The sequence below is a fragment of the Erythrobacter sp. QSSC1-22B genome (genome assembly GCF_001678665.1).
Lineage (GTDB): Bacteria > Pseudomonadota > Alphaproteobacteria > Sphingomonadales > Sphingomonadaceae > Qipengyuania.
On sequence record NZ_LZRP01000015.1, the window covers coordinates 1 to 20,266 of the forward strand.

At 54.1% G+C, this 20,266-nt stretch carries 15 protein-coding genes; 11 read left to right on the top strand and 4 right to left on the bottom strand.

Annotated features, from left to right (window positions below; translation table 11 throughout):
• Both A9995_RS17460 and A9995_RS15365 read left to right on the top strand, forming a co-directional pair.
• The coding region (locus A9995_RS17460) for a hypothetical protein (protein ID WP_233998257.1) at nt 1-183 on the top strand (183 nt) is incomplete at its 5' end.
• Between the two features lie 288 nt (nt 184-471).
• Entirely contained in the window at nt 472-1,536 is a 1,065-nt protein-coding gene (locus A9995_RS15365) for an ADP-ribosylglycohydrolase family protein (protein ID WP_145917014.1), read from the top strand.
• A 586-nt stretch (nt 1,537-2,122) separates the two neighbouring features.
• Here the strand turns inward: A9995_RS15365 and A9995_RS16880 are convergent.
• Nucleotides 2,123-2,773: a hypothetical protein gene (locus tag A9995_RS16880; RefSeq protein WP_168157429.1), complete on the bottom strand. Its 651-nt coding sequence runs from the start codon at nt 2,771-2,773 to the stop codon at nt 2,123-2,125.
• Nucleotides 2,774-3,417: 644 nt separating this feature from the next.
• Between A9995_RS16880 and galE the strand changes: the two genes are divergently transcribed.
• The 6 genes from galE to A9995_RS15390 all read left to right on the top strand — a co-directional run bounded on the left by galE (nt 3,418) and on the right by A9995_RS15390 (nt 10,085).
• A complete protein-coding gene (galE, locus tag A9995_RS15370) occupies nt 3,418-4,434 on the top strand; it encodes a UDP-glucose 4-epimerase GalE (protein ID WP_067614624.1) in 1,017 nt (338 codons plus the stop codon).
• 86 nt (nt 4,435-4,520) lie between these two features.
• Nucleotides 4,521-4,673 carry a hypothetical protein gene (locus tag A9995_RS17145; RefSeq protein ID WP_168157430.1) on the top strand — a complete coding sequence of 51 codons (153 nt, stop codon included), beginning with the start codon at nt 4,521-4,523 and terminating at the stop codon, nt 4,671-4,673.
• A gap of 480 nt (nt 4,674-5,153) precedes the next feature.
• The gene (locus tag A9995_RS15375; protein WP_067614645.1) at nt 5,154-6,155 is read left to right on the top strand and encodes a glycosyltransferase family 2 protein; all 1,002 of its coding nucleotides are present in this window, start codon (nt 5,154-5,156) and stop codon (nt 6,153-6,155) included.
• The gene (locus A9995_RS15380) at nt 6,152-7,168 is read left to right on the top strand and encodes a lysylphosphatidylglycerol synthase transmembrane domain-containing protein (RefSeq protein WP_067614626.1); all 1,017 of its coding nucleotides are present in this window, start codon (nt 6,152-6,154) and stop codon (nt 7,166-7,168) included. Before A9995_RS15375 ends, A9995_RS15380 begins: the two co-directional genes overlap by 4 nt.
• Before the next feature lie 4 nt (nt 7,169-7,172).
• Nucleotides 7,173-8,480 (top strand): NAD(P)/FAD-dependent oxidoreductase, encoded by a 1,308-nt coding sequence (locus tag A9995_RS15385; RefSeq protein WP_067614628.1) that lies wholly within the window; start codon nt 7,173-7,175, stop codon nt 8,478-8,480.
• A gap of 129 nt (nt 8,481-8,609) precedes the next feature.
• Nucleotides 8,610-10,085 (top strand): hypothetical protein, encoded by a 1,476-nt coding sequence (locus tag A9995_RS15390; protein ID WP_233998259.1) that lies wholly within the window; start codon nt 8,610-8,612, stop codon nt 10,083-10,085.
• Nucleotides 10,086-10,496: 411 nt separating this feature from the next.
• On the opposite strand, the gene A9995_RS16325 is transcribed toward A9995_RS15390, so the two are convergent.
• Nucleotides 10,497-12,437 (bottom strand): glycosyltransferase, encoded by a 1,941-nt coding sequence (locus A9995_RS16325; RefSeq protein WP_168157432.1) that lies wholly within the window; start codon nt 12,435-12,437, stop codon nt 10,497-10,499.
• A 2-nt stretch (nt 12,438-12,439) separates the two neighbouring features.
• Nucleotides 12,440-13,726 carry a DUF563 domain-containing protein gene (locus tag A9995_RS16330; protein ID WP_082992812.1) on the bottom strand — a complete coding sequence of 429 codons (1,287 nt, stop codon included), beginning with the start codon at nt 13,724-13,726 and terminating at the stop codon, nt 12,440-12,442.
• A 1,002-nt stretch (nt 13,727-14,728) separates the two neighbouring features.
• Here A9995_RS16330 and A9995_RS16335 point away from each other — a divergent pair.
• Nucleotides 14,729-16,246: a lipopolysaccharide biosynthesis protein gene (locus A9995_RS16335; RefSeq protein ID WP_082992813.1), complete on the top strand. Its 1,518-nt coding sequence runs from the start codon at nt 14,729-14,731 to the stop codon at nt 16,244-16,246.
• An 18-nt stretch (nt 16,247-16,264) separates the two neighbouring features.
• Nucleotides 16,265-17,401: a nitroreductase family protein gene (locus A9995_RS15405; RefSeq protein ID WP_067614637.1), complete on the top strand. Its 1,137-nt coding sequence runs from the start codon at nt 16,265-16,267 to the stop codon at nt 17,399-17,401.
• A gap of 81 nt (nt 17,402-17,482) precedes the next feature.
• Here the strand turns inward: A9995_RS15405 and A9995_RS16340 are convergent, their stop codons facing one another.
• Entirely contained in the window at nt 17,483-18,598 is a 1,116-nt protein-coding gene (locus tag A9995_RS16340) for a polysaccharide pyruvyl transferase family protein (protein WP_168157434.1), read from the bottom strand.
• A gap of 727 nt (nt 18,599-19,325) precedes the next feature.
• Here A9995_RS16340 and A9995_RS15415 point away from each other — a divergent pair.
• The gene (locus A9995_RS15415; RefSeq protein WP_168157435.1) at nt 19,326-19,490 is read left to right on the top strand and encodes a hypothetical protein; all 165 of its coding nucleotides are present in this window, start codon (nt 19,326-19,328) and stop codon (nt 19,488-19,490) included.
• Nucleotides 19,491-20,266: the final 776 nt, after the last annotated feature.

The following is a 20,266-nucleotide window of genomic DNA, read 5'->3' on the forward strand; positions in this document are numbered from 1 at the left end:
CACATACAGTTCGGCGGCGACCTCGCACCGAAGCTGCATCCAAGCTGTTTAGACGAGCCCATGAGCCAGAATGAGATGAAATTGACGTCCCTTCGCCACTCCGTGCCGATCTCTGCGGCCGCATTCCGGCATATCGAGGTGCTGGTGCACATCAATGTACTTCCGCAGATCATCCGACTTTAGAACAATCGGGCATCCACGGTTTAGCGGCTGATCCGCGAAACTACGCTGAGGCCACCTAGGACCGGAGAAGCACTCCCGCCGGACTTTCAATTCTATTTGATCGGCTATAAGCTTTCCGCGGGCAACGGGAGAGCGGGGGTACAATTTGTACAGTAGCGGTGGTCGCGATCAGATGCGAGACGAGGCCGAAATGTCGGCCTGCCTGACCCCGGGTTTAATCGATGTGGTGGGGGGCAGCCTAGAAAAAGAATATTCGATGCCGTTGTATTTAGTGTTTAACAATCAAAGATGAGGCTGATCACAGAATACGTCGACGACAAAACCGTCGCCGGGTTGATCGCTTCGCTTTACCAAGTCGCGCCGAGGTTTGAATCGGGGTCGAAATCAATTCATAGCGGAGCAGAACCAATGCGCGAATCCACCTTAATTACAGATGCGATTCACGACCGTGCGGTCGGAGCCCTGCTAGGTTTAGCCACGGGCGATGCTGTTGGCACCACCTTGGAATATAAATCGCGAGACAGCTACGAACACCTTACGGGTATGGTCGGCGGTGGGCCTTTTTCACTGCCTGCAGGCATGTGGACTGATGACACCTCGATGGCGCTGGCGTTGGGCGAGAGCCTTGAAGGCCGAATTGATCTGGACCCGGAAGATTTGATGTCTCGGTTCGTGCGATGGTGGCGAAGCGGAGAGTATAGCCCCACGGGGGAATGTTTCGGCATCGGCCTTACTACGAGGGCCGCTCTGGCGCATTTCGAGACAACTGGAGAACCGATCGCAGGATCTCGAGATGAGATGACGGCGGGCAACGGCTCGTTGATGCGTGTAGCTCCTATCGCGATCTGGGGCGTGCAAGCGGGCGCGGATGCTATGCGTGATGTAGCTAGAACCCAGAGTGCCACCACCCACGCAGCCCGAGCCTGCCTCGATGCATGCGAAGCGTATTCGGTGATGATGCGATCAGCCATTCTCGGAGCGGATTTTTCGGAATGCTTGGCACGGGCGCAAGAAATGTCATTTATCGAGCCGATCGCAGGGATAATTGCAGGTGGCTGGCGAAGTAAGACCAGAGCGCAGATCGCCACGAGCGGTTATGTGGCCCATAGTCTCGAAGCGGCCTTGTGGTGCAATGATCCGCAGGCCGGTGGTGGCGGAACCTACCGGGACATTGTGTTGCGCGCGGCCAATCTGGGTGACGACGCCAATACGACTGCTGCAATCGCGGGGCAATTGGCTGGTGCATTGCATGGTAAGTCTGGCATCCCGCCAGAATGGCTTGAGAAATTGGTGTGGGCAGATCGAATTTCCGCGTTGGCTGGCCGGCTACTATCGGAACCCGCGCGCCCTTGAATGCACAGGTTGCGCAGGACACATCCGTAATGATGGGTAAGGTGTCCGAGTCGCCTAAGCGGGACTAATACTTCCAGCAGGATGAATCACATCCAAAGGGGAAAGGCCGTTCGGCGGGATCAGCCTTTGGGTGTTGCTTGGGCAGCTTTGGGCAGGAAGCCGGGCTCGAGCCACGCAAAATCTAACGTAATCTGAGCGCATCGCAGCTTCGTGCTGTTGGACTGCTGCTTTTAAGGTTTCGTCCTGAGCCGCTCTACGACGGCTTCTAGGGTGATGGGCGGACGCACCGAGACGGCATTGATGTGCCATGATGGAGGTGTTTGAACGCGATTAATGAGGAGGCGTCCAATTAGAAAGTTAGCATTATTGGGCTGGATATCGCAAAGTCTCTTTTTAGGGTGCGCGGCGCAGATGTGTCGGGCCGCGTATTGCTTCACAAGAATGTCAGCAGGGTTAGGCTGCTGGGGTTTTGACCCAAACAACCGCATTGCCATAAAGTGCCGGAATCCTGCCCGGCATATTCAGTTTCCACTTAGCTCTAAAAATAAGATCTAAAGAGTATTGTGTTACAAAATGACGCCGATCATTATGGATCTGACGCACTCCTAGATATCGACATTCTGCTAACTGAAAAGAAATACGCGCTCCATAAAAAAAATCCAAAAAGCTCAAGAAGATTTTCCGGCTCTGAAGGCCCAAAGTAACCCCAATCGTTTGCCGTATCTATCAATACAGCCAGAGCGAGCATAAATCCCGAGAGAAAAATTATGAGAAGCGGGCCATCAAAAACAAATTTACGATTCCAAATAAAGAAAAGAGGTATTAAGATGCCATAGGCAATATAGAATGATCGTTCTGAAATCTCTTCATGCAGCATATATGCATCGTCAATTGCTAGCGCAACTGTAATAAAGCCTCCAACATACAGAAATCGCTTGCATGGCCCTTTAGTTAGCGATGCGGAGAATATAGCTACTGCGCCGGCGGCAATAAGAATTAGTACACTTGCGAATTCTATAAATCCGAAATACCAAGGGTTGTTCGCCGTGTGATTTGGGTCCTGCAATAAAAGCTTCAATGGCGTGGATGTTGCCAGACTTATCGCTAAGCCAAATATAAAAATCATTGCAGACGCAACGCATGCGCTTAGGGCCCATCTCCAGCCTTCAATTAACCTGGAAAACCCACGCTGGGCCATTGGATCGATCCGGGCGGTCGAATTGCCAGGTTTTCTCAATCGTTCCTCCGAAATGTGACATACTTGTTACCGCAGGTGGGCGTGGGCGCGAAGCAAAATTTGGATCTACTTATTTCTGAGCTCTTGAACCACTGCTTTTAACCTGGGGGTTTGAGTGGGCGCTTATGTCACAAGGAACTGTGGCAGGGCCCGAGCACGATCTGGTCGAGAAGCTGCTAGCCGAGCAGTCAGACGACCAAGAAGCGTAACACGCAAGGGGGAGCAGTGACTGATCGTACCCTAGGTGATGGACAACTGGCTTAGCCTTCCAGACCTCACCTTGGAACGTCGAATTCAACGAGGCAGCGACGATTGTTACCGCTCGGCTGCCCAATTATAAAATGGCGCTTCCAGCTTCCTAGTCGCTGGTCGGGCAGACCACATAGCAGGACGGCCTTTTCAACATTTCTCCCCAACTTAATCGCAAGCAGAGCCTCGTTTTCGACCAGTTACTCTGCTGCTATCTCAACTGGATCGAACGCCTTTTCGGAAAATTCGACCGTGCCAAAGGCTTGATGATCCGTTGCGACAAGCGCGCCGATCACTGTCTAACCGCCATCAAGCTCTTCTCAGCACGCCCCCTGGATCAACGCTTATGATAATACCATCTAGCGGTGGACGAGATCCGTGGTAGCTGAGCGCACATGACATCTAAGATACCTGTTCTGGTTACCGGGGGTGCTGGATATATCGGCAGCCACGCCGTGCTGGCGCTAGTTGATGCCGGATGGCCGGTCGCGGTGATTGACAACCTCGTCACCGGATTTCGCTTCGCCCTGCCGGATAGTGTTCCGTTCTATCAAGGCGACATCGAGGACCAAGACCTCCTTGCACAGATCTTTGCCGAGCAGGGTACTCGTGCGGTCATGCACTTTGCCGGTTCGGTCGTAGTACCCGAGTCGGTCCTTGATCCACTCAAATACTACGACAACAACACGGCCAAGACACGTGCTCTGATCGCTGCGACGGTGAGCGCGAACGTGCCGCATTTTATCTTTTCGAGTACTGCAGCGACCTACGGCATCCCCGAAACTTCGCCGGTAGCTGAGGACGCTCCGCAACGGCCGATCAACCCCTACGGCTGGTCGAAGCTCATGACTGAACGGATGTTAAGCGATGTCTCTGCTGCGCACCCGCTCAATCATTGCGCCTTACGCTATTTCAATGTTGCTGGGGCCGACCCGCAGGGGCGCAGCGGACAGGCCACTGAGGGCGCGACCCATCTGGTCAAAGTCGCAGTCGAGGCAGCATTGGGTAAGCGAAGCCATGTTTCAGTCTTTGGCACCGATTACGACACTCCGGACGGGACGGGGGTCCGCGATTATATCCACGTCTCTGATCTCGCTGTAGCGCACGTTCTTGCGCTTGAGGCGCTGCTCGCTGAGCCGAGGCACTCGCTGACGATGAATTGTGGATACGGTCACGGGTATTCGGTCGGAGATGTGCTCGATTCGGTCGATAGAGTGACAAAAGGTAAGATTGAGAGACGGATGGAGCCGCGCCGCGCTGGTGACCCCGATTTGCTCGTTTCTGACAATACTCGGATTATGGCAAAGTTGCCTTGGAAGCCGCGGCACGACGATCTCGAGGCGATTATCAGTCATGCGTTGGCGTGGGAGCGGCGCCTGAGCGATATCCGCGTGAACAGCGCCAATATTTGAACTGTTCCCGTTCATGGATAAGTTGCTACTCAGCTCGTAGCTAAATTCTTCGGCGGCCGAAGGCGACCCTGCGCTAGGTCGACGGGTTGAACAACCAACTCCTGCTCAGTCTCATCGGACACATCCCGCCCGCCGAGGTGGAAGTCGACTACTTGCGGCATGCCAAATCCTCGATAGAAATCCGAGACTCAACTGAAACCGGCTCTAAAAAACTCGGGCGCGTCAAAGAGAAGGGGTGAGGGGAGGGGGTGACGGACCACCACCGCCACCCCACCGCAATCATGCGTGCCAACCATATGATGTGGAGTAATTCTTGCTCTTTCACGGTCGCAGCCAGCACAAACCCGCATTTGCCTCAAAGCCTTGAACTCAAATGATCTTCCAAAGAAGTGCTATTTGGATAGAGTGGGACCCGGTCTGGGCGCACTGTCCGGACCATCGCAGATCAATACATCAAATCATTTTAACCCTTGCCGCGCAGAGGCTATCCACAGATGATAGCACTCGAAGGGCACATTGACGGGTAATCCGCGCTTCACGATTGCGACAATGCAGTGCCATGGTTTGTGGCTGACGGGATTGAATCGAACACCATGTTGTCCGCTCGTTTTGGGATGAGACCTTGCCAGTTCGCTTAAACATTTACCAATCAAGCCATGTCCGTTTGCGATAGTTTAAGGTATTGTGTTGAATTGGTTGGGCAGGCGGGGGAGGGTGAAGTGGATACCGGTAGTGCGAAGCAACTCATTTCAATCGTCGTGCCATGTTACGACGAGGAAGATGCAATTGCCGAGACGATCAGGCAGCTCACGCGCCTTTGCGATGGTCAGCCTAGTTACGACTTCGAGCTGATCTTCGTCGATGACGGTTCAAAGGACGCAACCTTGCAATTGCTGCGCGAGGCGGCGGGAAGAGACCCGCGAATCAAATTGCTTAGCTTTGCTCGCAATTTTGGTCATCAAATCGCAGTCACTGCTGGGATCGATGCAGCAAGCGGTGATGCCGTTGTCCTGATCGATGCCGATCTGCAAGACCCGCCCCAGACGATCGTTGAGATGATCGTCAAGTGGCGCGAGGGTTATGACGTCGTCTATGGCACGCGCACCTTGCGACCGGGCGAAAGCCGCTTCAAGCTGTTTACTGCGCGCGGGTTCTACCGCGTTCTAAACGGCCTTTCGGAAGTGCCAATCCCGCTAGATACGGGCGACTTCCGCCTGATAGGGCGCAACGTCGTCGATGTGCTCAAATCGATGCCCGAGCGTGATCGCTTCGTGCGCGGGATGGTGTCGTGGGTCGGTTTTAAACAAACATCACTACCCTATGAACGGGCTAGACGCATTGCCGGAACCTCCAAGTATCCACTGCGCAAAATGATCCGCTTCGCCTCGGACGGAATCCTGTCCTTCTCGGCCAAGCCTCTCCGCTTCGCAACGAGCATTGGGCTTGCAACCGCGGTTCTTGCCTTGCTTGGGATCCTTTATGTCCTAGCGCTCCGGCTGACCACTTCAATCTGGGTCGAGGGCTGGACGGCGATCATGATTGCACTGCTCTTCCTCGGCGGTGTGCAACTCGTTTGCCTCGGCATCCTGGGCGAATATGTCGGGCGAATTTATAGCGAGGTAAAGAAGCGACCGCTTTATGTGGTGCGGGAGAGGATCGGATTCGACGACGTATCGATAAACACGACCGTGCTCAAGCGGAGGGTGATCGCCGCCGAATGATCCGGTTCTCGACTAGGTATGCGGCGCAACTTGCGTTAGGCATCGCGGTTACGGCACTGTTCGTGTGGCTGATCGCCCGCAATGTGAACGGGGCGGAGTTGATGGCTGTTCTGCGCCGAGCCAATCCTGTGTGGATTGCAGCCGCGATCGGACTGTTTCTCGCTGGCTACGCATGCCGTGTCGCGCGTTGGCGTAGCATGCTATTGCGCGATAATCCTGCGCTCAGCTGGGGCGCCTGCGTCACCCCGTTCATGGGCTCGATCGCGGCGAACAATGTCCTGCCATTCCGCGCCGGTGACGTTCTGCGCGTTTATGGTCTTTCGGGCCATCTCGAAGTGCCAAAATCGGCACTACTCGCAAGTTTACTCGTCGAACGGCTGCTCGACCTATTCAGCCTTCTTGTAGTCCTCGCCATCTGCCTGCTCCTTTTCGAACCGATCGAGGGCCTGGCGGGTACGGTTGCCCAACTTGGTGTCTATGGGGTCTTTGCGCTTGCGCTGGTGATCATAACGCTGCTCTTATTCCCGCGGGTGCTAGAATGGCCAAGTGTCGTTTTTCTGCGAATGATGAGCAGGATTTTGCCGAGCTTCCATAAACGCATAGGAGGTTTCTTCGATCATCTCTTTGAAACGCTGCGTCATCTTGCGCAGGGTACGCGCATGTCTGTCCTACTGCTCTGGTCGGTTTTTGTCTGGGGCTTCGAAGGCCTCGTGTTCTGGGCAAGCGCTCGCGCTATCCCCGACATCGTAGAACCCCTGGTGGGTTTTCTGGCGCTGCCGGTGGCTACGCTAGCGACGATGTTGCCTTCAACGCCTGGTCATATCGGCACATTTGATTTCTTCGCGATCAAGTCAGCAGAAGCTCTCGGTAATTCTGCCGGGGCCGCCACAGCATTTGCCCTCCTCGTGCACCTGGTCCTATGGCTCCCTGCAACGATGATAGGTGGCGCGGGTCTTGGTCTGTGGTCGATTAGGGGCAGAGGCAACTTCCATTCGAAGAAGGCAACGATCTAACTCAATGACGACTTTTCTAAAAGAAATTACCATCATCGGCGGTGGGTTTGCCGGCCTGTCCGCGGGCTACGACCTCGCGCGCGCCGGTCACAAGGTGACCGTGCTCGAGGCCGATGATTTCGTCGGGGGCCTCGCGGGCGCCTTTGAGGGTGATGGTGAGCGAATCGACCGCTTCTATCATCACTGGTTCACCAACGATCTCGAGGTGATGGGCCTGATAGAGAATCTCGGCATGTTGGACGAAGTGGTAACGAATCCCACCAATACGGGCGTTTATTACAACAAGTCGGTTTTCAAGCTTTCCACGCCAATGGACCTCCTGCGCTTCTCCCCTCTGCCGTTCATGGACCGCATCCGTTTAGGCGTGCTGACCCTGCGTGCACGCGGGGTAAAGGACTGGAGGCGGCTCGAAGAGAAGACCGCTTCCGAATGGCTGCGCCAGTTGGGTGGGGCGCGCGTCTACGAAATGATGTGGGAGCCGCTGCTGCAGGGCAAATTCGGGCCCTATGCGGAGAAGGTTTCGGCCGTCTGGTTTTGGAACAAGCTTAAACTGCGCGGTGGCTCGCGAGGCTCGGCTGGTGAGGAACGGCTTGCTTATTTCAAGGGCTCTTTCGCGCGGCTCGCCGAAGCGACAGCCGAAGCGATCCGCGAGCAAGGCGGCGAGGTCCATTTGAACATGCCGGCCAAATCGATTGCCCCCCTACCGGACAATCGTTGGGCAGTGGAAGCGAATGGCAATCGATTTGAAAGCGACGTCGTAATCGCGACGCCCGCTTTGCCGCTGATCGCCGACATGATCGAGGATTGGGCGGAGGCGGACTACCTCAACTCGCTCCGCCGAATCGACTATCTCGCCAATGTATGTCTCGTACTCGAACTCGATCGCTCACTGAGCTCGACTTACTGGCTTAATGTCAACGATCCCAGCTTCCCCTTCGTCGGGGTGATCGAGCACACCAATTTCGAAAGCCCAGAGACCTACGGCGGCAAACATATCGTCTATCTGTCGAAATACCTGCCGCACACCGACGAACTCTACGCGATGAGTCCGGACGAGGTGATGCAGTTCTCGCTGCCGCACCTCAAAATGATGTTTCCCGATTTTCAAGATGACTGGATCCACAGGTTCCACGTGTGGAAAGCGCGCTGGTCGCAGCCGGTGGTCGAAAAGCATTACTCGCAGCTAATACCTTCCGAGACCGGGCCACGTGAGGGGCTCTACATTTGCTCGATGGCGCAGATCTATCCCGAAGACCGGGGCACTAACTATGCAATCCGCGAGGGGCGGAAGATAGCACGCAAGCTCGCCTAACGCGTGCTATGGAGAGAAGGAAAGGTTACCTTGGACGCTATGGGGAACACGGCGTTGGCGTCGATTATCCGGACAAAAAAGCACTATCTTAGGGGCTGGGTACTCCATTTGCTCTGCGTGCTTGCTCTAATGTGGACGCCGCTGGTGAATGGATTTGCCTTCTTTTTCGACGATACAACTAATTATATTCGGGCCGCGGATCTGGCCGCTCACCTCGTTTCGCAGAAGGAAATCTCAACCGCTTGGACCGCGCGGTACGCGGGACAATTGCCGCCGTCCGCTGGAGGATCGTCGAAAGAAGCGATGCCTCGGCCTGGGCCGGTCCAGACCGATCCACAGTTTCGTACCCACAACGATATCTCAGCCGGCCTCGTGATGACCGGCCGCTCGCCCTACATTGGCGCGTTGATGTGGGTGGGCTATGTAACCAGCAACTTTTGGTTGTTTATCGCCTTCCAAGCGACACTCGCCTATTTCCTCATATATCTCACGCTAAAGCGGTTTGGGATCGTGGACCGCAAGGTGGTGACGTCTGTCGTTCTCCTACTCGCTGCGCTGACGACGCTTCCCTTCTACAATGGAATGTTACTGGCCGATGCGTTTGGCGCGTTCGGCATTCTCGCGTTCCTGCTCCTATCCACCCCGGGGAAGCTAACGAAGCTTGAGATCTTCCTTCTCTTCATGACGATTGTCACGGCGGTCGTATCGCACTTGACCCATATCGTCTTGCTTGCCGGTATGCTTGGACAGTTGGTGCTGCTCGCGTTGTTCAAGAATGTTATGAAAGTGCCGACACGTGGTTGGGTGGCCGCAATTGGCGGGTTGTTAATCGGATTTGTTTCGCTTCAGATTACCGCTTTCGCGACCGAAAAGGTAATGGGCAAGGAGCCGCAATTGCTCCCGCTGATGTCAGCGCGTTTCATTGCGGATGGACCAGGCAGAGACTTTCTTGACGCGGGCTGTAACGGCAATCGCTTCCAGATTTGCCGTGTCGAACGCGGCGACCTTAGCCATGCAAGCGCGATCCTTTCCGTCACAAGGCCGGGGGTAGGGACTTACCTACTTGCGACGCCCGAAGAACGGCGCAAGATGGGCGAGGAGGACAAGGCTTTCGCAATTGCCGTTTTCTTGCACGATCCGGTCGCGCAGACTGGTGCGATCATCCGCAATACCTTCAAGCAGCTGACTTGGGTGGAGTACACTGGACTCAACCGCAATTGTTCCGATCGAGCGTATTGCTGGGTAGCGATTCCGGAGGCTGTGGGCGAGGATATGAAGACCACTTTGGCGGACAAGGAAGCTTGGCCAGAGGGTGCGATGGATGCGTTGCTCAAGATCGCCGTTGTCATTTCGCTGATCGTGCTTGCCTATTGCTTACTTGCTCCAGGAGACCAAGGAGACTGGCGTCATTCGATCTTGCGCAATTGGGTGCTGATCACTTTTGCCGCCATGGTGCTGATGTCGGGTTTCGGCGGCGCCGTGGTCGAGCCGCAATGGCGTTATATTAGCCGCTTGATCTGGTTGACTGTTCTATTTGCCATGATTGCAGCAATCTTGCGCTGGGAGCCTGCCCTTGCCGCGAGAGAATCGGCGCCTTCTACATAGTGCGGGCATGGAGCTCCTAAACTTTTCCCGATAGCTTCCTGAGAGATTGCGGCTTCCCATCATTGATGCCGCGTCCAGCCGGAGACCCATAATCACCTTCCGCTTTGTCGGCTTGACTGTAATTCAGTTGCATCATCTCCGGGAGAGTTCCCATCAAACACGCGGCCCGTTTTTGCTACGAACTGCTCAACGTCGCCATTGACTGTCCCAACGCAAACTAAGCCAACGCTGGCCAATGGGCCGACCACTTCGACCGGCTCTAATCTTCCACAAACGTCGTGCAGCCACGGGATCGGTGCGCCTCTGCAGAGCAGTCCATCGACGTCCTCAGAGGACCTTTCCCTACCCACGGGCGCCATGTCCAACCGTGCCGCCAAAGCCATGGTTGTTTCGCGTATCCAGCTTTAGGCCTCACCAAGTTTGATTTATGCTGCTGCTCGGCGAAGAACGTCCCATCCACAAGCGAGACGGCAGGTGAGTTTTCAGCCTCTGAAGGGGGGAGGTCAAATGCTTTCTAATGAAGCCGGGGAGCAAAGAGAACGAAAGCCAAAGGCCGAGCCGCGGCTGACGCGGACAATCTATCACCGCCTTTGCGAGATGCATTCGCGCCTGTTTGATTTGTCCATGCGGAGATTCTAAGTGGCGACGAGCACAGTCCAAGTGGAAGAGGTGCCGGACCTTAAATCGCTTAGCCTCTGCGCCGTGGAATGTGAGAAAATCGAGACGGGCCTGCATATTGGCAGCAAAGTTTTGAGATCGGCGGTCCTCGCCCCCCATACCGAGTGCTGCGTGGGAGTAGATGATTAGGGGCTCGTCGACGTAGTCGATCTCAAAAAAAGTGGCAATTCGGGTCCACATGTCGTGGTCCTCGTTTGCTGGCGTGCGTTCGTCGAAGAATCCGACCACTTCGAAGACCTCTCGCCTGATCAGGGTGCTACTTGTGGTGACGTGCAGCACGTTCCGGTGAAGCAAGTGCGACAGCGCTCTACCACGAACGGTGGGCAGCCAGACACTATCGCCATCTTGCCAGCGTTCTACCGCTCCTGTGTAAAAGAGGCCTACCAGGTCGGGTCGGCGGCGAGCCAGTTCCACCTGGCGGCTGAGCTTCTCTGGCACCCATTGATCATCAGAATCAAGGAAAGCAATCAATGCGCCCTTCGCCTCCGCAATGCCGCGGTTGCGAGCCGCTGCGACACCCTGGTTCGTTTGCTGCTTAAGGTAACGGACGCGGGCATCGTCGCGCACGGCGATAACGGCGCTCGTATCGTCCGTCGATGCATCATCTACGACCAAAACCTCGAAATTCAAATAATCCTGCTTCAAAACGCTGTCCAAAGCCCCGCCAGTAAGCATAGCACGGTTATAGGTTGGAATTACGACGCTCACGAGCGGCTCATCTTGCGGCGAGGCAATCAGATCTAAGGTATTTGTCTCGTGGACCGTTGGCGCATGTTCTGGCTCATCGCGGCAGCACGGAATCAGCTTCGAAGCTTTCGATATGCCTAATTGAGCCCGTTCCTTGATAGAAGGTCGGTTGCGGTGCATGCCCGACGTTATCGCCGGTACAAGATCCGGCGCATCCTCGCTCGCTTCGCCCGCCAACCGTCTGTAGGCGTCATGCAGTGAAAGCCGAAAGGACTGCGCGCCCCCCTGCTCTACCAATCTTTCTTCTACGCTCTCTAAAACCGCTAGACGGGATATGAGACCTTTGCGGGTCGACCGTTGCCCGCTCAGCGAGATCGCTCCTCCAGGCAACCGGCGGTAATAAGCGGTGCCACCTGCAGTCCGCTCCAGACGTACTCCGGTAGCAAGAGCTCTCATCATTAGATCGCCGTCGTCATCGACGCTAATAGCCGGATTCCAACCGCCGCTTTTCGCGTACGCTTTTTTTGACCAGAGCACGGAACAAGGGGGGTGGTACCATCCCATCAGCCATGCCGACAGCGGATGCTGGCCCGGCCGCCTCGGCTTGCAAGAGGCGGGCTTTACCCGCCAACTTTGCTCAACCAATTCGTACCGGCGCCAAGGACAACAAGCCACTGAGCCAGGACATGTCTCCAGCACTGCCGAAAGTTCTTCTAGCACGGTTGGGCCAATGAGGTCATCCGCGTCTAGAAACATCAACGCATCGCCAATTGCCTCGGCGGCGCCCATATTTCTAGCCGAAGACGCGCCAGCAGTAGATTGATGTAAAACCCTTACAAGCCCTCCAAAGCCTTCAGCGATGTTGACGCTTGCGTCAGTTGAGCCGTTGTCGACTACGAGAATCTCATCTGGTGGACGGCTCTGGTTCATAGCTGAACGAATAGTTGCAGCCAAATAGCGCTCAGCGTTGAGCACAGGGATGATCACCGTTATCTGCAAGGCGCATCTTCTACTTCGGCGTTTCGCAAGGCAATGGATCTTTCAAGCGCAGAGATTCCGGCGCGAAGATTTTCGGGATCAACAGTGATATCGCGCTCAAGTGGGGTAGCCTTAGCGTCAGCAGCTTCAGCATTTACGATGCCGTAATGGAGATCCATAGCACTTGCTAAAGCATAGAAGTTCGGGTTCGGAAATCCTGGCCATGCGATTTCAAGCACATGCGAACCCGGAGGACAAAACATCATGTTGGTGAGTCCTGCCCCGTGCGGTGCAGCCAGAACGGCTGTATCCGACATTAAATTGACCTGCGCCGGGAAGTCGAGATCTTCCATATGGACTCGTTCGAAACCTGCCGCCTCTAATATCGGCCAGATATCCTCTTCGTTTAACAGCTTCCGCATTCGTGCTTTGCTGCGACTGATGTAGATCCGCCGTGATGGTGTTTTTCCCTTGGTAGGTGCCATGGCGTCTCGGACGGGCCGCAATAGTTCGCCGCGAAATCTATCGGTTCCAAGGATTGTAAGCTCTTCCACCTGTAGCAACTCACCAGATCGGAAGGTACCGAAATCCTTTTGATCTAACCCCAGCATGCTCAATGACGAGACCATTGCTGGAGTCAATTTCTCGGGAAGCAGGACATCAGAAAGAGCATGCCGCTCGCGCAGGAAGCAAAGTTTTGGGAGATGCGCGGTAAGCCAGTGAGAATGGTTGTCGTAGACGCGTTCGCAAATCCATGTCGCTCGCTTTAAATTTCGTACAGGCGGCTTTCGGCGCATAACTTCCGCATGAGGACCACGAAAGACGATTTCACGTAAATCAGCAACGCGGTTGCTACACGTTAGGATGGCCGGAAAAAATTCATTCCGCCCATCGAGATACGAGACGACTTGCGCATTCGGAATGGTGGCGAGAAAAGTCTCAGATTGGCGCCGCTGAGGTACGTCGCGCATCGAATAACCCCACCAACCAGCGTCGGTTGGCAGCGCTTCAAGTGTGCCGACGTTAAAGGGAAGCGGATTGTTCACAGAGACAGGCTGATGGACGACTTCATATTTAGCGTCGCTTTTGCCCGAAGCTCGCATCTGATCTACGTGTTTAGACACCTTCACCGTCGGCATTGCGCGGAACCCCACGTACGATGGTGGAATTCCCACGGAAATAGCGATTTGACAACACTTCCGAACAGTTCGTCTTAGGCGAGCGTCCAAAATTGTTATAGCCTCGTTAAAAACATGGGGCAGACCGTTTGCTCGAATGTTCGTTTTTGCTTCTTTCATGGTTTCCTATCGAGCGGCTAGAGATCTCACATCACAAACAGGCCTGTCAATCGGACTGCATCGCTTATCAATTTTGGACGTCCTTTGAGGCAGGCCCACTTATGGTCAGCTGAATCTGGACTTCGCAATCATTTTTGCTTTTTCAGGCAAATTCGCTTGACGGCAAGTTGGCCTGACCCGTTGTTTTCCTAAGTTGAAGTTAGCGCCGGACCTCTCGCACTGCTACCCACCCTCGGTTGCTCAAAAAATCCGATCTCCGCCCAACGCGGATAGCGGGTCTATCCGTTGAGTTTGTCTTATAACGCTCGTTCGCGGCTCATCTGCGCTTTCGACAACTACATCAGGTCAGTCATTAAAGGGCCTCCAAAGCGCTGCCGTTAAATCAGATCATCGAGCCATTGAGAATTACTCCGAGGGTCCTTAGCCTGGGTCGTTGCTTGCACCGCCACTGATTCGGCTCCCGGCGTTGCCACAAAAAACGCCTCCATCGGCTCCGTGGGTGGCCTCGCCGAAGAAACTTTAGCTTCTGACCTGCCTGTCCGGCAGTGGGTTGTGGAAGCAATATAAGCGGTGACAGAGCCAACCTTTGTTAGGTGCTGGGGTGTCGGCTTTTTGTCGCAGTCAGCAACAGCCGTAACCTCAAGGCCGGTACTAGCAGCTTCTCGCACAAGGCAAACCCGGCAAGACCGCTATCCCCGCCCTGTTACGAAACTCATGGTTGTCGCGAATAGGCTTGACAATCGGGGACATTCTAACGAACCTGGACCCACGTACCACACTGACCCAATTTTCAAGTGGCAGAGAAGGGGTGGCGGAAAATCAGGTTTGCGCTGCCGTTCGCTTGTGCCCCTGTCTAGTCCACGCTAGGATCTCCGAACCAGGGCTGCCGGGGCCGTCCTTGGCAGCGCGGAACGATCATAACATTGGACCAGCGGCCCAGTGTGAGTGGGCGGCCCGCTTTCCCAAACTCGTCAGCGCACTCCGATAAGAGTTCTCCACTAAATGCCCGAGATGAAAGTCCCCCTCATTAAGGGTGCGCTTTGGATCGTATCCTCTCGTGTATTTACCGGTGCACTCGGATTTGTCAGCACACTCGTTTTGGCTCGTGTCTTGGTTCCGGCTGATTTTGGTCTCGTCGCGCTTGCGAGTTCTGTCGCAATGGTCTTGGGAACGATCACGGACCTTTCTACATCCCAAGCGCTCGTGCAAAACGATACTTTAGAAGAGGATGATTTTCACACTGCTTGGACGCTCGGCTTAATGCGAGCGTTTCTTGTTGGGTTGCTTATTGCTGGATTTTCATATCCGATTGCTTCGTTTTATGGAGATGAGAGACTTACTAACGTCATGTTAGTATTAGCAGGATCTGCATTTATCGGGGGGATATCTAATCCTAAGCTTATTGTATTCGAGCGGAATCTCGTTTTCTGGCAAGTTACAATTCTAAATTGTCTTGATAAGTTATCGGGCTTTATAATTTCGGTAACTCTCGCGATAGCATTTAGATCCTATTGGGCGCTTATCGCTGGTATAGTTGCTTCACAAAGTGTGCGGTTTTTATTGTCCTATGCGTTCATGCCATATAGGCCCCGACTTTCTCTCTCTAAATATCGCGGTCTTCTTTCCTTTTCGGTTTGGCTTACTTTAGGTGGATGGGTTCGTTCCCTGAATAGCCAAGCGGATCCCCTTGTGCTCGGCTATTTCGTGAGTCCTTCTCTCTTGGGAATTTACACGATGGGCGGCCGAATCCCGACGATGACGATTGGCCAAATTCAGGGGCCTGTCGCACAAGCTCTATTTCCCGCTTTTTCGCGTATCAAGGGCGATCAATTGCGCCTTCAGCAGGCTTATCGCCGGGCGCAAGCTTTGCTGTGTACGATCGTATTTCCGGCTGGCGCCGGTGTCGCTGTGTTAGCTGAGCCGTCTATTGCTCTGCTTCTGGGCGACAAATGGCTACCCACTGTTCCCCTCATTCAGGTCCTCGCAATTCTTGCAGCACTTCAAGCGATGTATCACAGTCAACCAATGGCTATGGCGGTTGGAAAAACGAGGGATCTTTTTTATAGAGACACAATGTTATTTGTCGCTCGTGCGCCACTTCTGCTCGGAGGCATTATCATCGGGCAGGCCACCACGATAGGTGTATTGATGGGTGCCGTTATCGGTCGGGCGATAGCTTCCTTGGTGAGCGCCCGACTCAATATGAGCCTTATTCGGAAATCGTGTGGCTTGTCTATATGGCTCCAGCTGAGCGGCTGCATCAAGCCGAGTTTCAATTCCTTGGTTATGGTGGGGTCGATGTTTATTATGTGGGAGCCCATTCGATCGCTTGTCGGTCTGGAGGTGCTCTTCCTGGCACTCATGATTTTTAATGGCCTAATTTCGTATCTAATAATTACGTATATCTTGTGGTTTGTGACCGGTCGGCCGCATGGGCCTGAATCCGAGTTGGTCAGTTTGTGGAGGGCGCTGGCCACGAAGTTGCGCCTCCGCAGGGTAACATTCGGGCGTACTTTCTAGAAAGGCGTACCGCGGGATATGGGCGATAAAATGGTAGAGAATGGATCTTGGGGCTGGCGGCAGCTTTGGCGGAGGGTGTCTCTTCGTCTGCGCCGCAGTTGGATTTTCCGATTGCTGAGTCGTTGGGTCGAACAGCGGACTGGGAAATGGAGCAGCGCGCGAAGGCTTTATTATGGCTTTTTATCAGATGCATTTGAAAGAGAGTTCCGGGCGGTCGCCGCCGGACGAACCCTCTATTTCGCTGGATTTCGGGGAGAGAAAAGTAGCTACTCCCTCCGTCGGAACATTCACCGGCTTGAGAAAGGGCTCGTTGCCCGTAGCCGGCGTGCGACCTTTGGTCTGGATTTCATAGAAGATACGGTCATTGGGTTTGAAGATTTAATTGATGCGTTTCACGGTGAGCGGCAATTTACTTCAGAGGTAATTTGGGCGCGCGATGTCTTAAGGCGCTACTTTTCGTCGGTGGAGCAAAATCAGAAACTGAAGCTTCTAGAAGAGAGATTCGAAGTTTTAGCTGGGCGCACAACAGGCGGCCAAAGTAGGCCGTCCGCACCTTTCATCAGGGACCAAGGCAGTCTTATTTCAATTTCAGATCTCTATGGATTAGCGGTTCAACGGCGGTCAGTTAGAAGCTATCTGCCGGTGCCTGTACCGAGGGGGCTGGTTGATCGAGCGATGGAGGTAGCTCTTCAATCTCCAAGCGCATGTAACCGCCAGCCATTTATATTTAGAGTGTTCGACCGGCCAAAAGACGCTAGGCAAATTGCTGCTGTTGCAGCAGGGACTATTTCATTTTTGGACGAGATAAACTCAATCATTGTCGTGGTAGGACGACTGCGAGCTTATGCAGGCGAGCGGGACCGGCACGCCATTTACGTTGATGCTTCTTTGGCCGCGATGGCGTTTGTCCTCGGACTTGAAGTACAAGGCGTTGGTTCATGTGTGATAAACTGGGGTGACGATACCGAACGAGAGTGGAGAATCAACAAGATGCTCGCGCTCGAACCGGACGAACGCGTGATCATGATGATCAGTTACGGCTGGCCGGACCTGAAAATTGCCGTACCTTTTTCTGCGAAACGTGGCGTCAAGGAATCTAGGTCATTTGAGATCCTCTCGCGGGGGCGCTCGACTATCTGTGATGCCGATTATTAGAACTGCGACTTCGGCCGGCGGTTCTGGTTTATGGTGCCATCGGATCTCCGAACAGCAATTCTGAGCTTTGATCGCAAAATGCTACGCGCAAATCGAGGTATTAACCTCGTCCCACATTTGTCGAACACGGTCCTTCTTGTCTTGGGAATGGTTTATCAAATTAGCCTTAATATCTTTACCCGTCTCCAAGCTTAAGAGTTCGCCTAACCGTTCATAAAGATCATCGTCACTTATGGGAAATTTGATCAGGTAACGCGAGTGCTCAAACTCTTGAAAAAGCCTTTCGTATTTGTGCGACCAAGACATGCCAAGTACGGGTGTGCCATGACTCAAGGAGCTAATCAGAGCGTGATACCGAGAAGCAATGACGGCTCGGCACGATCCGAACACACCTTTTGTCTCGCTCGCATCGATGTCTAAAACCGGGATCTGGCCGCCGGCCTCCGCCCGCAGTTCATCAATCATGTGTGCATCGTTGGCCTCGTGCAACACGAGCCATGGCTCGCAGCCATACTCTCTGATCCAATTTATTAGACGTATAGTGGTTTCAAGGTACGCAGCTGCAGTCGTTTTAGAAGTTCTGTCGAGCATCCGGGCGTTTGGGACAATGCACACCCGGTCTTGCCATTCATTGGGATTGATAGGCGGAGTGCCGCGGTGAACAAAGGTCATGTCGGCACAGATCCGGAGCTTTGGTCCCGACGAAAGATTCAAACTCCGCAGGTGATGGTAACTTTCTTCATCGCGAGCGTAAATTAAATCACACAAATTGAAAATTTCACAGGCCGCGTTCCTAACATTCGTTTGCTCAAATGGCCCAAACGCCTGTGGGAGAATAATTATTTTCGCTCCCTGGTTCCGGATCCTTCGATACGCATCAAGGCGCGCTTCAAGCCGATGAATTGGCCAAACGTCTCCGTAGGCGAAGCCTGAAGCGTCTAAAATTGCGCTTACCTGCGACGTAGGATGATGACCTGTTAATCGTTTGGTCCATCTACTAGGCAAAGACAACGCTGCTCCTTTGGCGAGAGCGCGCATGAAAGCAGTGATCTGTAGACCTGCGGCATGGCGCCCTAGTTCGTCAAAAGTAGGGCGCTGCGCCACTCTTAGCATATCACGTGGGATGCCGCCTTGCCAAAACTCTATGAGTGCTCCAACCGGGATCGTCTGTACGTTTTCTTCAACGGTGCGCATCATTAACACGTCACCTTTATTAAGAAGCCATGGGCCCACGAGAGCGGCCAATTGGTTAGAGCAGTCCTTTACATTTGGCGGACTCATCAAACACTCCTCGAGATAAGAAGGCTACGGTAGGTAAATATGAAAACCTCCTAGTAATTTCTGGCGCGCATACTAAGGTTTGCAGAAATGAGTTACCGGTCTAAGGCTGGAAAAGCCAAATGGATGGATGAGCATGGCGCGTTTCGTTGATCCTACTTGGCCGAAGGCGGCTTAGCACCAAGGAAACGTTCAAAAACCCCAGCTGCGCATGGCCTCCAGAATTTGCTCGCCGACTAGGGCCGAGTAACTGCCTCACGTCCGAACCGAAAGTTGCCATCCATATTTTAAATATATGGACGACGAAGTTAGGAACCGAAGCGCGTTTAGTGTTACCGTGATTGGCGACGGCCTCTCCTCCTGAACTGCTTCTACTGTCGGCGGTAAGAAAGCGCAATGAAAACGGCAGCGTAGGCTGAATTATGAGTTTAGCTTTTCCGAATGTGGAAGCGCTTGGGCCTACGCCAGCAAAAGCGCCATGTCTCCGACGGGAAATTTCCGAGATTCTCATTCTGTCTAAATCTCTACCAAGTATGCGGTGGACAAAGCAAGGCGAGGCAATTGAGATCGCGGTGCCTTGCGGCCGGTTCGGTTTGGCTTGACCTTGATTTCGCAGCAAAACAAGCTCGGGGCAAGGTACGTCCCGATGTCGAAGGTGGAATATCGTCGTGTTACCCTCTGGGTTCGTGATGGGCCGGAGGACGGCGATCGGCGAATTCCCCGTTTGGACATCACGAAAGTCAAGAAATTGGTGGACTGGTACGAGATCCGCGATACGCTGAGCGCAATGAATCGGATCGTGGTTTCTTGAATCGGGGCGATGCCTAGGGCATGCATGAAAAGATGGCCTCCCCGATGAGGGTAAGCATCTGACCGATCGCTTGGCTTTCGAGGCCGCGCAGGAGCCAGTGATGGCTTAGAAAGGATTGCTTCATTTGTCGATCATCCGAAGCAGATCTGGGGCGCAGTAATGCGTTGGACGGGCGTGGTGGCGATCGACTTCAAGGCGGTTCGGCCAATTTTTTGCGGAGCGCTAGGCTGTGCGGAGAGAGGGAGGGGTGTTGGCTCCCCTCTGATCCAGTGGCAATCCGCAAAGGCTCGGTATTTGCCTCGAAAAGATAGTCAGCGATGCGCGGTGTGCGGACGGATTACCTGATCCAGGACAGGCTGAGCTAACTGTAGTTCCCGTGCTTTCAGCTGAGGAACCGGAGCCCGATGCCCGGACGTTACCTCCTCACCGTCGGCGCGCTTCGACAGGCCGCTTAGTAGTGCTGTTCGACCCGATTTTGGACTTGATCGATAAGTTCGAGCCCGTGAAGCGCAGTTTATGCCCAGAAAAGCAGCTCTAACCAAAGATTAGAACCCCATGGTTTCGAGTGGGGATTTTGGCAACATAGACTCGCAGGATGCGGAAACTGGCAGGGTATGGTGATGTCTGCGGCGCGAAATCGCGAGTCCCGCTGAGGAGAGCACCCCCTCTCAGCCTCGGCGTGGATCCGGTCGGTCTCAGGAGGCGTCATACGGGGCAACACGCCAAAAAGTCGGTAAGTTGTCGCAGCACACGCCCTAGGCTCAGGACCTATTAAA

Bases quoted from the DNA above. Each gene is read 5' to 3' on its own strand.
- A9995_RS15390 (WP_233998259.1), top strand. From the start codon at position 8,610: ATGTGGACGCCGCTGGTGAATGGATTTGCCTTCTTTTTCGACGATACA.
- A9995_RS15385 (WP_067614628.1), top strand. From the start codon at position 7,173: ATGACGACTTTTCTAAAAGAAATTACCATCATCGGCGGTGGGTTTGCC.
- A9995_RS15415 (WP_168157435.1), top strand. From the start codon at position 19,326: ATGTCGAAGGTGGAATATCGTCGTGTTACCCTCTGGGTTCGTGATGGG.
- A9995_RS15405 (WP_067614637.1), top strand. From the start codon at position 16,265: ATGGGCGATAAAATGGTAGAGAATGGATCTTGGGGCTGGCGGCAGCTT.
- A9995_RS16335 (WP_082992813.1), top strand. From the start codon at position 14,729: ATGCCCGAGATGAAAGTCCCCCTCATTAAGGGTGCGCTTTGGATCGTA.
- A9995_RS16330 (WP_082992812.1), bottom strand. From the start codon at position 13,726: ATGAAAGAAGCAAAAACGAACATTCGAGCAAACGGTCTGCCCCATGTT.
- A9995_RS15380 (WP_067614626.1), top strand. From the start codon at position 6,152: ATGATCCGGTTCTCGACTAGGTATGCGGCGCAACTTGCGTTAGGCATC.
- A9995_RS16340 (WP_168157434.1), bottom strand. From the start codon at position 18,598: ATGATGCGCACCGTTGAAGAAAACGTACAGACGATCCCGGTTGGAGCA.
- A9995_RS15365 (WP_145917014.1), top strand. From the start codon at position 472: ATGAGGCTGATCACAGAATACGTCGACGACAAAACCGTCGCCGGGTTG.
- galE (WP_067614624.1), top strand. From the start codon at position 3,418: ATGACATCTAAGATACCTGTTCTGGTTACCGGGGGTGCTGGATATATC.